Below are 11,217 nucleotides of genomic sequence, written 5' to 3'. Positions count from 1 at the left end.
GAATTATATCTAAGTATTTGGTTTTAAGACACTTAAATATAAGGTTTTTTCTTTTGATTGACTAATTTTTTACCTCATTTATTAATCGAACTCAGGTTATTAATATCCTGATGGTGTGTACTTCCATACGGATTACGATTTTGGAAATAGCCGATCCTGGTTTCAATGAGCAACCATAATTCTTTGAAAAAAACTTCTTCGGTAGCGTTATTGTCTTTCAGCGAATGGTTAAGGTGATAGTTATAATATTCCACATATTTTTCTTCTGGAATACTTTGAAGCTTTAGGATAAAATGATTATCAGCGTTCTTTTTCCAAGGGCCAAAAAGATTTCCGATCGTATAAGGGTGTGGGAAGAGTTCAAAGGGCTTACGTAGTTTAAAGAAATGAGCTTTCATTTTTAGGCAATTAGGTCTCCATAAAGCTATTAGATAAATTCTACCAGCAAAAATTACACCATACAAAATGATTCTACATATAGACATTGTGTTTTTCTATGTTAAAAATTGCCTCAACTCCGGAGGATGACTGAGGTACTTTAATATGAGTTTTAAATCAAACGAATAAGCAGATTACTGAATACCAAATTTAAATGATGCTAATATTTACCTAAGTCCATTATTATTCTAACAATCTCGAAGCTGATTAATAGTTTACAAATTTATTTTCCAAGAATGTATAAGATTTTACTTAACTTATAAAAATCACGAACTATCTAGAGGAAGAAACGTATTAATCCCATTTCGAAGCAAAAAACCAATCAATCCTGCGCACTGTGTACTTCCATATATATTTTAGGAGTAAAAGATTGCTTCCAGATTTATCATAATATATAGATAATGTATAATCTCATTTTCGGGTTTCGATTTCTTTCGAGATTAATTCCTTTGCATTTTAACTGTTATTATATATAACACCTCTTTATAACCGTAGGTACTGGAAAGCAACGTTCCCAACTTGAATGTGTAATAAATTTAAGTAACAAGATTAACTTATAACTTTAAAACGTACAATAATTTATAGGCTTTGCTTATTTTAGAGGAAGATCCAATGACCGCATCATGAACTAAATCTTTAAACTCTTATCTTCTTTTTATGAAAACTTTTAGAATTCCAGCAATTATTTTTATTGCAGTGTCGATAACATCCTGCCTTAGAAATCAACCAACTAACAACAGCAATCCAGTTGATCAATTGGAAACAATAGAGATCGAAAAACGAGATATTCTAGTTTCTGAACCGCTATCAAAAAAGGAACAAGCTGATTTAAAGCCAGATGAAGTTGTCAAAAGACTTATGAAAGGAAATAAGAATTTTGTCGAAGACAACCTGACTGTACGAAATACCACTGAACGGGTCAGAAAAGCTTCGATTGGTCAATATCCTAAAGCGGTAATTTTATCATGCCTAGATTCAAGAGTGCCTGTAGAGGATGTATTTCATAGTGGGATAGGCAATTTATTTGTAGCAAGGGTTGCTGGAAATATTGTTAACAATGATATTTTAGGAAGTATGGAATATGCTTGTAAAGTTTCTGGAGCAAAGGTAGTCTTCGTACTTGGACATGAATATTGTGGGGCAATAAAATCTGCTATAGATGGTGTAAAACTCGGAAACATTACTGGCTTACTCGATAAAATAAAACCGGCAGTATACAAAGCAGTCAAAAGTCATGAGTTTGGAAAAACTTCAAAGGATGCCGGCTTTGTTGAGGAAGTATGCGAAGAAAATGTGCAACAGGCGATTATTGAAATCCGGCAAGGCAGTCCCATTCTTAAAGAAATGGAAGATAGAAAGCAGATTTTAATAGTTGGTGGTGTATATAATATGAAAACCGGAAAGGTTTCAATGCTGTAACGCAAACGATAGACTCTCAACTAGCCCATTAACTAATAACTATCCAATAATTAATTAGAAATCACTATGAATGGCGTCTTTGGATAAGTAAAAGAAAATAAAGAATCATAATTTTAAATAAATTCATTGCCTTCTGAACTTTGAACAATCTTCCATCAGAAACGAAAAAGAGCTTATTGCAAGTCATTTATAAGAATAAATCTTAGAATACAATGTTAGCAGAGCAGCTACTCTTCTTTTAGTAATAAAATTCATTAAAAAGAAAATACAGGGTCAGCTATTAAATTTTGCTTAAAGGGAATCAAACGCTAAAGGCTAAACATTGGAATTATCATAGGCATTCATCGCCCGTTTTAAGAATATGATGAACTGGTGATCATTTACTAATCTTTGCAAAATGACAGAACTGTTTAAGAGTGTAAAGCCTAAAAGCTTTAACGCATGCCAAAAAATGATCAGTACTTTTTAAAGGCAAGCATATCAAAAACTAATATTGTTAATTGGCAGTTATTGTGATCACTTTTTTAGTTCCGAGACTTAAACCATGATAATTCCTGAATTTTCAGCTTTATACTGCCCTCACGACATTTACTCTCAATCTGATAGCCATGACTGGGTAGGGGGTTGGTTGCAGCAGGTAAACTGTAGAGGGCTTCTACAGCGCATAAACCAAGCGTATCGCTTCTCCGATTGATGCATAATCAATCATTGGAAGTATTTATAGTCGAATCTTACCTGTTTCCTTAGCAGCTCGCTTAAATAACAAGTGATGCCTCATTTCAAACCCTTCAATGGCATGAATAATTACTTATCTACTGGAACTTGCTCTTCGCTCTCATGTTGGAGCCTTTCAAGAATTGCTTTCATTTGTGCAATTTCTTTTTGCTGGGAGACGATAATATTTTGGGCAAGTTTTTTCGGCTCCGGATCATTTAAATCCACATTTTTGCTGGTCATAATGGCCGAAGAATGATGAGGGATCATGGCACGCATGTACTGGCTATCAGTCACCGGGATCTGTGTCCTGAGCATAACCAGGGCTACGATAAAAATAAGTATTGAACTACCCATAATCAAATAATTCCTTCGTTTTTGTGGATACATGCTCGGCATAACTAATAACATCAAAATTGCCATCGGAGCCACCATCAGCAAAGTCATGTAAGTTCTGGTCAGGCTGAGATAGATATGATCAACATCATCAACATTTAAGAACATTACTGTGTACATCAAAACAAACGATAAGGTTAAGCTCACACCTAAGGCGTTATAACTATTACTTTTCATATCTAAAATTTTGTTACCTATTAAATAACACATTACAAAGATGATTGTTTCTTAGCGAGGCTAGCTTAGTTGCTCTTCCAATATCCGACTCGATGCCTTGGCCAGATAAGCTTAAACTGCCTATATGGTTATCCTGCAGACGATAGACATGAAATTTTCTCTACTGTTGATCCTTAAAGTAGAGGATTATCTTTCAAAACCTTGCTCACCGTTATCAAAATAGAGCCAACGTTTCAGATTAATTAGTAGTGGCTTTATGTTACAAAACTTTTCCCTTAAAAATATATTTTTTGTAACTTGTCGCTTACCGGTAACAGGAATGAGAAAAAAGACAAAAGAGACAATTTTCAGGAAGAGTTTGCTGATTCTTATGCAAGCAGTATTTACCTGCGTCATTATTTTATCTTTTTCTGCTTTTAAACTTGTAATTTCTTCATCCACCGTATCGTGGAAAAAATCCGGATCTGAAAAAGCCCATCATCTGACTAAGCGCTTAACGGCTAATGAAAAGATATACTTCGCTCTTTCTAATGCGGAGCCGAGGCAAAAAAAGTACCGGAAGAAGTTTCAGATGGGAGGAGATTCCCATATTGATTTTATAGCACAGGAAACATTTATCTTCAACCTGGTAACGCAGTTCGCAGAGCTTCCAATTACCTATCATACACCTAATGTAACAAGCGCTTTAGTGCTATTCATTTACCGATTGGCTACCTTTTGATTTCTATAAATTAAGCACTTACTGTATGCACTACTTAGTGATTATCCCTGAGGTAAATCAGTTGTCGGGATTTGTCTATAGATTGATCAACAGCCTATCTTCTGGATTTTATTGACCGCAGGAAAAGCCTAAAACCTACAGCTTTTATTTTCGCCAGAATTTTGGTTTGATCATAGAATAAGAACTTAAATCCATTCTGCTATTTACTAAAAAGCGTAGATAAGATGTATTTACAATCAAAAAAAGCTAGCTGATCAATTAGATTAATAGAAGGATCCACAATGGAATAGCCTCCTATCAAAAACATTGTTGTCTGGAATTGGGCCGGAGCATATTTCTGGCCCTTTTTCTTTTTGATTTGAATAATCGATTACAATCAGATTAACCAGCAGAAACCAAACCATTTAAATCAAAAAAAAATTAATCAAAATGAAAATAAATATACTTACCTCATAATGAAATCAGCATCAGAGTATAAATGTGTAATCATTGATGATGATGACAATAGCACAGAGCTCTTAAAAGAATATCTTCAGTCAGTACCCAAACTATCCCTTCTTGAAAGCTTTTCAGATCCGACAGCGGCTGTTCGGGCAATTAAAAATAATGAACGGGTAACCTTTTTATTTCTGGATATTAACATGGAAATTTCCGGGCTTAATATCGCCAGAATCCTAAGGGATGATGTCCGCTTTATTGTATTTGTAACCGGACACCCCGAACATGCACTCAACGCTTTCTCGGTAAAAGCTGACCGATATCTGGTCAAACCGGTCAGCTTTCAAAAATTCGTAAAAACAGTTAATCAATTAGAATGTGAAATGACCAGAACAAACTGCTAACTTGTTTGTATTCATACAACCTTAGGCTTAAAAAGAGACCGATTATTTTCTGTTATTCTCCTCTGCTATAAGTTGGATTAAAAGAATCCGGAAACGTCTTGACCTTATACACATACAAAACATCAAACGATGCATAACACTAAGCCAATAAATAGTCAGCAATCAACCCAATTGGGTACGCCAGTGGTTTACCGAAAGACCTTTCTTATTACGATCCTGATTTTCTTTGCCCTTATTTCCGGTCTTTGGATCTGGAAAGCTGTAGAAAACAGGAGTATGCAATCTGAAAATGATAGGACCAACAGACTTCTGAGAAGAAAAGTTTCCATGCAAATGGATGCGAATTTAAAAGCACAGCTTATATTGTTAGCTAAACCACTCGCCTGGGCCATCCGGGATAAAATGATCTCGGGAAACCGGCAGGACATTAGTGTTTATATGAATCAGATGGTGAAAGAAAAAAACTTTGAGGAAATCTCTATTGTGGATCAACGCAATATTATTTTGCTCTCTACTGATAAAAAGGAAGAAGGAAAACCTTATTCAATTTTTTACAACAGCACTTTCTTACAAAGTGACAGTGCCAGGATTTATTCACAGCGAGGCAGGTCGCTGGTGCTTACAACGCCTATATTAGACCTGAATAGACGTCTTGGGACATTGTCAATTAGCTATCACATGCCAGCCTACACTGTCAATTAATTCATTGATCATTTACATTTCGAGACTGATAAGTAAAAGGGCAGTTTTAATCGATAATTCCTGAAACCGAAACAAATGGATAAATCACTACACAAACCCTCATTTAAGCTAAATGAGCTACAAGCAACAGCCATATGCGGCAACGACATCAGCTCTTCCTGCTTGTATGTTGCAGCACTTACCATTTCCTATGCTGGTCAATATGCATGGATTTCGCTGATCGTTGTGGGCCTTGTGCTCTATCTTTTTAGAAAAATATATGGTGAGGTGGTAGGTGCACTCCCCTTGAATGGCGGTGCTTACAATGTATTGCTCAATACCACTTCAAAATCTACCGCATCCTTTGCCGCATGCCTGACGATATTGTCCTATATGGCTACCGCTGTGATCTCGGCATACGAGGGCATGCATTATTTCCGCGATATTGTTCATGTGCTTCCTTTGATTCCAGCGACCATACTATTGCTATTGATTTTTATGATGATGGCCATCATAGGAATCGGTGAGTCCGCTGTCGTTGCGGTCATTATCTTTATCACACACATTGCTTCCCTCACATTGCTGATTCTGGCAGGGCGCTGGTTCGTCATCCATCATGGAGTAGCGATATTCGAGCAGAACTGGCAACTTCCTGTCCGGTCAGGTGGGATTATGGCAGCCCTTTTTTTTGGCTTTTCCGCTGCTATGCTCGGAATATCCGGTTTTGAAAGTTCTGCGAACTTCGTGGAAGAACAACGGCCAGGCGTTTTCCCAAAAACTTTAAGGAACATGTGGCGGGTGGTGAGCTTCTTTAATCCTGCCATTGCACTGCTGGCGCTGAGTATCATTCCCCTGGCCGGGATTGATGATCATAAGGAATCGCTTCTTTCCTTTATGGGAGAAACCGCGGGCGGCAAATGGCTGGCCTACCTGATCTCCATTGATGCGGTGTTGGTTCTCAGCGGAGCGGTTTTGACCTCATATGTTGGCGTAACAGGACTCGCTGAGCGTATCGCTCTGGACAGGATTCTGCCCAATTTTTTTCTGGTAAAAAACCGCAGAGGCGTTAATTACCGTATTGTCATCGGTTTTTTTATTTTATGTCTTTCTATACTATTAGTGACCGGGGGAAGTTTGGTGAACCTTGCCGGGGTCTATACCTTTTCCTTCCTGCTGGTCATGGCACTTTTTGGCATGGGAAATCTCATGCTGAAAATTAAACGGAACCGCCTGCCACGCCCTGAAAGGGCCACAATACTTTCCGTGATCGTTGCCATATCTTTTATTCTGGCCGCTTTCTTTGGTAACCTGCTGCTCAACGCCCATGCTTTTTACGTTTTCCTGCAATACCTGGTTCCGGCCATGCTTTTTATCATTGTGATGCTGAAAAGAGCGCAGATTATAAAGTGGACACTCTATTCAATGCGCCATCTGGACAAATCTTACAAACGGTTGGTGCTGGACAACATCCGGCCTCACCGGGCACTGATCAAAATCAATGCCCAGGAACTTGTCTTCTTCACCAGGGGGGACAACGTTGCGGTGCTGAACAGGGTGATGATTTACGTGGAGGAAAATGAGGCCACAAAAAAAATAAAGATTGTGCACATAGCAAACAGCGATAGCGATAATGCGAACCTTAAATCGGACATCCTGGTACTGGATCGGGCCTATCCCGACATTGATATTGATTTTGTGGAAATAGAGGGAGAATTCGGTCCCGAACTGATTGAACAATTATCTCAAGAGTGGAAAATCCCTAAAAATTTTATGTTTATCGGAGCGCCTGGAGATAAATTTCCCTACCATGTTTCCGAACTTGGTGGAGTTAGACTGATCATGTAAATTGAAAGATATGAATATAGAACACGCTTACAAATTAATTTTGGATAAACTCAGCATCTGGGCAAAAGAGTTTATCAGGATCCTGCCGAATATTGCCCTGGCAGCGCTTATCCTTGTGTTGGGTTTCTACCTTGCCAAACACATCCGCAATCTGTTGCGCAGGATACTGAAAAGATTTATTATAAACGAGGCACTGGACAATTTATTCAGTTCTGTGATCTACATCTTTTTGCTCGGCATCGTAGTCTTTATAGCCCTGAGCGTACTTCAGTTAGATAAAGCAGTGACCTCTATTCTTGCCGGAGCAGGAATCATTGGTCTGGCACTGGCGTTTGCATTTCAGGATATTGCCTCTAACTTTATTTCCGGCATATTTCTTTCGGTGAGGAAACCCTTGTATGTGGGAGATATTGTCAAAATAAAGGATTACATGGGAAAAGTGGAAGAAATTAATCTTCGTGATACCGTCATTAAGACCTATCAGGGACAAATGGTCATCATCCCCAACAAAGATGTTTTTCAAAACCCTATTGAAAATTATACTTTATTGGGTAAAAGGCGCTTAGATCTGAATGTAGGAGTCTCTTATGGTGAAGACCTGGAAAACGTTAAAACACTAACCATCCAGGCAGTAAAAGATATAGAAGGACTGGTCGAAGAAGAGGAAGTGACCATGTTTTATACCGATTTTGGGGATAGTTCGATTAATTATGTGATCCGGCTTTGGATAAATGTGCATGATAATGTCAATATCCTTGAAGTGCAGAGTCAATGTATCCTCAGGATCAAAAAAGTATATGATGAACATAATATTATGATCCCCTTTCCAATCCGAACACTTGACTTTGGAATCAAGGGAGGTGTGTCATTAAGCGAGGTGCGAGAAAGACATAGCAATGAATCGAAGTCATGATATTGGTTAGAAGCGTATCTTCAATGTCTAGAGCTAATGTTTATCTAAAAGTTTATAAACGAAAATGAGCCAATATCTTTTACTGATGCTGATTGCGGGACTTGCGAGCATCGGGATGGCATTTATTCCCAGCCTTACCCGCAAAGTGAGGATGTCCTACTCTATCGTTTATGTTGCTATAGGAGCACTCTTATACCTGATATGGCCGAAAATCCTTCCCTCACCCTTGCCGCAAAAAGACAATGCGCTGGTGGTTCACCTCACCGAGCTTATTGTCATCATTTCGCTGATGGGTACTGGAATTAAGATCGATCGAAGTTTTTCTTTCAGGAAATGGTCTACTCCACTCCGGCTGATCTTAATTGCTATGGTCTTATCGATCGTGATATCGGCATTGCTTGGATATTTTGTATTGGGGATGAGTGTTGCTGCTGCATTGCTATTGGCTGCAGTATTGGCGCCAACAGATCCGGTCCTCGCTGCTGATGTACAGGTTGGACCGCCAAACGAGCGTGGTAAGTCCGAAACCCGATTCGCACTCACTTCAGAAGCGGGACTCAACGATGGCCTGGCATTCCCATTTACCTGGCTGGCGATTGTTGTTTCATCTGAAGGCATCAGTACGGCTTCAATATGGCACTGGGGTTGGTTTTACCTTGTTTACAAGATTGCGGCAGGACTGATTATTGGGTGGCTTTGTGGCAAACTGGTGGGCTATCTCGTGTTCTCCATATCGGAAAAATACCGTTTATTAAAACCTACTGATGGGTTTCTGGCCATTTCGCTGACGCTTGTTACCTACGCAACAGCTGAAACACTTCATGCGTATGGATTTATTGCGGTTTTTATCGCCGGGTTAACCTTGAGGCATTATGAAAAGACCCATGATTACCATCGGCAGCTTCACGCTTTTACCGATCAGATGGAAAGGATGTTACTTGCTGTGCTCCTGATTTTTTTTGGCGGGGCACTGGTCGGTGGTATACTAGCTCCATTGACCTTTAGAATGGTGATGGTCTCGCTTGCATTTGTGATGCTGGTACGCCCTGTCACCGCCTATTTGTCCCTGTTGGGAAATCCAACCCCCCTGAAAGAAAAGCTCGCCATTAGTTTTTTCGGAATCCGCGGAATGGGATCTATATATTATCTGGCGTTTGCATTTGGTGAAGTCAAATTCGATCAGCAGGAAGAGCTCTGGGCAATCGTCGCCTTCACGATTCTGATTTCTATTGTGCTCCATGGCCTGAGTGCAACCCCTGTAATGGGAAAACTCAGCAGCAATCGGGATGAATAAAATCATATCCGATTTAGACCCCATTTTATGTACTCTTTTTTTTAAAACAAAATGGATCATGGTACACAGCAGCCTAAAAAATGTTTAAAGTGCTTCATTAACCTTTTGTAGTTTATTTTCCTTAAAAGTTCAGCTGTTACGCAGCTAGACACCTTGGTGCATTGGTGAGCGATTTACGGTATCAAGCATCTTTTCAAAAGCGGGTATATTCGTTTGCCCACAAAGCTGAAGCATGATATGGTGAAATTCCATGTTGACCAACCGGTCCTGCTTACCATAATCCCAGATGGGATAAACACATTCAGTGAAGATATCATCAACACTTCTTACCCTCACAATTATCCTCAGGCGTTTCTCATCGTCATAAATTTCTTCTTCGGGATGATTTTCGCTCCGGTATTTCAAAAGATGCCCCAGTGCCTGAAGGCTCAGAACGGCCGTGCCAGGATCATTTATTCCAGGGCTAAGTGCTTTAACCGCTACTTCCATGAGTTGCCTGAAACCATAATAATAATTAACATCGATATCTTGCCCCCCATGGATATTGACCATGCCCATGATTTCTTTCTGTAAATCGTCAGAAACGTTATCTTTATTCAGGATCGTCAATAGCGGTGTATCCTTGATCACCAGCGTCCCAACCGGCCATTCCATTCTGATAAGCAGATCTTCCCGTTTACAGAGCGAGCGCATCGGCTTTTCCATAAACCCCTGGTAGATGCCAGACTTCTGAGCATTTAATGATAGAGATATACCCTGCTCATGCGAAGATTGAGAAAAGTTCTGCAATACGCATTTTCTCTCCATACTTATCTGTGTATCCGTAAATATTTTATGGATAATCGTCTCATACTTCACCGACTGGGTAACATAATGAAGGAAGTAAATAAAAAGAAAGATATCAACTACCGTAAATGCGATCAACAGATAAGTACTGATGGCCGGAACATAGACCCCTGAATCAATATCCCTGATCGTACTGAGCAGGAACAGCGCAAATACAATCGTACCGATGTAAAAGCCCAGCACGATCTGCTGAAAGCGGTTTCCGATAAGCTTTTCCAGAATTCTGTTACTCATCTGTGAAGCTGCTTGGTTCAAAAGGATCATGACCATACTGAAGCTAAACACAGTCAGGGAAATGATTCCACCGGTTATGGTCGATATAATACTGCGGGCAGTACTCGCATCCTTTAGGGTCAGCCAGTGAGCCCCAGCCTTAATTGCTTTTCCAGTATCGGAGTAATCAAACTGAACAGTAAACAGCGATAGCAACAAAAACACCATTGCTACAATTGCAGGAATGAAGGCGATGCTTTTTACTGTTTTTACATATAATATGCCAATAGACTTAAGTGTATTTTGTGCAAGCAGTTTTAATTTCATTTCTCTCTCTTATATCATTAATTTCTTCAACTCGATCTTGTTGACATTTTGAAAATCTAATAGTGATAAGTACTAAAATCTTCTCATCAATGTGGAAACATCGTCTGGTTGATAAACCGGCCAGAATTTCTAGAAACCTTCGCAACGATATTTCGTCTTAAGCTGAACATTCTTCCTATCAACAACCATCTCAGGTCTTATTTGTTAGTTTAATTCATCGGGAAGTTACAGCTGAATGGACAGCATCGATTCAAAGCCGAAAGAAAATCCAGCGGCTAGCATGATTTGAAAGGTAAATGATCAAAAATTGCTTCATTGAACTATTTTTAAGCTGAACCCGATCGCCACCCGAAGCGTGATCGACTAAACATCGTTACCTCCAAAGACCTCT

At 39.3% G+C, this 11,217-nt stretch carries 10 protein-coding genes; 7 read left to right on the top strand and 3 right to left on the bottom strand.

The features are described 5' to 3' along the window. Positions 1–74: 74 nt before the first annotated feature. Positions 75–398 (bottom strand): hypothetical protein, encoded by a 324-nt coding sequence (locus OQZ33_RS22995; RefSeq protein ID WP_265801857.1) that lies wholly within the window; start codon positions 396–398, stop codon positions 75–77. A gap of 697 nt (positions 399–1,095) precedes the next feature. Between OQZ33_RS22995 and OQZ33_RS22990 the strand changes: the two genes are divergently transcribed. Further along, the gene (locus OQZ33_RS22990) at positions 1,096–1,857 is read left to right on the top strand and encodes a carbonic anhydrase family protein (RefSeq protein WP_265801856.1); all 762 of its coding nucleotides are present in this window, start codon (positions 1,096–1,098) and stop codon (positions 1,855–1,857) included. Between the two features lie 804 nt (positions 1,858–2,661). Here the strand turns inward: OQZ33_RS22990 and OQZ33_RS22985 are convergent. Continuing rightward, positions 2,662–3,144 carry a DUF305 domain-containing protein gene (locus OQZ33_RS22985; RefSeq protein ID WP_265801855.1) on the bottom strand — a complete coding sequence of 161 codons (483 nt, stop codon included), beginning with the start codon at positions 3,142–3,144 and terminating at the stop codon, positions 2,662–2,664. Between the two features lie 256 nt (positions 3,145–3,400). Between OQZ33_RS22985 and OQZ33_RS22980 the strand changes: the two genes are divergently transcribed. From OQZ33_RS22980 to OQZ33_RS22955, 6 genes are all read left to right on the top strand, one after another. Further along, positions 3,401–3,865, top strand: coding sequence for a hypothetical protein (locus OQZ33_RS22980; protein WP_265801854.1), 465 nt, complete (start codon positions 3,401–3,403; stop codon positions 3,863–3,865). Between the two features lie 455 nt (positions 3,866–4,320). Further along, positions 4,321–4,707, top strand: a complete 387-nt coding sequence (locus tag OQZ33_RS22975) for a LytR/AlgR family response regulator transcription factor (RefSeq protein WP_265801853.1) — start codon at positions 4,321–4,323, stop codon at positions 4,705–4,707. A gap of 129 nt (positions 4,708–4,836) precedes the next feature. Next, positions 4,837–5,409, top strand: a complete 573-nt coding sequence (locus OQZ33_RS22970) for a hypothetical protein (RefSeq protein ID WP_265801852.1) — start codon at positions 4,837–4,839, stop codon at positions 5,407–5,409. A 75-nt stretch (positions 5,410–5,484) separates the two neighbouring features. Then, the gene (locus tag OQZ33_RS22965) at positions 5,485–7,233 is read left to right on the top strand and encodes an APC family permease (RefSeq protein WP_265801851.1); all 1,749 of its coding nucleotides are present in this window, start codon (positions 5,485–5,487) and stop codon (positions 7,231–7,233) included. 10 nt (positions 7,234–7,243) lie between these two features. After that, entirely contained in the window at positions 7,244–8,146 is a 903-nt protein-coding gene (locus tag OQZ33_RS22960; RefSeq protein ID WP_265801850.1) for a mechanosensitive ion channel family protein, read from the top strand. Between the two features lie 64 nt (positions 8,147–8,210). Further along, complete coding sequence (locus OQZ33_RS22955) at positions 8,211–9,440, top strand: cation:proton antiporter (RefSeq protein WP_265801849.1); 1,230 nt, start codon at positions 8,211–8,213, stop codon at positions 9,438–9,440. Positions 9,441–9,584: 144 nt separating this feature from the next. Here the strand turns inward: OQZ33_RS22955 and OQZ33_RS22950 are convergent, their stop codons facing one another. Next, complete coding sequence (locus OQZ33_RS22950) at positions 9,585–10,826, bottom strand: DUF2254 domain-containing protein (RefSeq protein ID WP_265801848.1); 1,242 nt, start codon at positions 10,824–10,826, stop codon at positions 9,585–9,587. Positions 10,827–11,217: the final 391 nt, after the last annotated feature.

Source organism: Pedobacter sp. MC2016-05, from assembly GCF_026239735.1.
Classification (GTDB): domain Bacteria; phylum Bacteroidota; class Bacteroidia; order Sphingobacteriales; family Sphingobacteriaceae; genus Pedobacter.
Note: the sequence above shows the minus strand (reverse complement) of the source record. Positions and strands in the feature narration are given on the sequence as shown.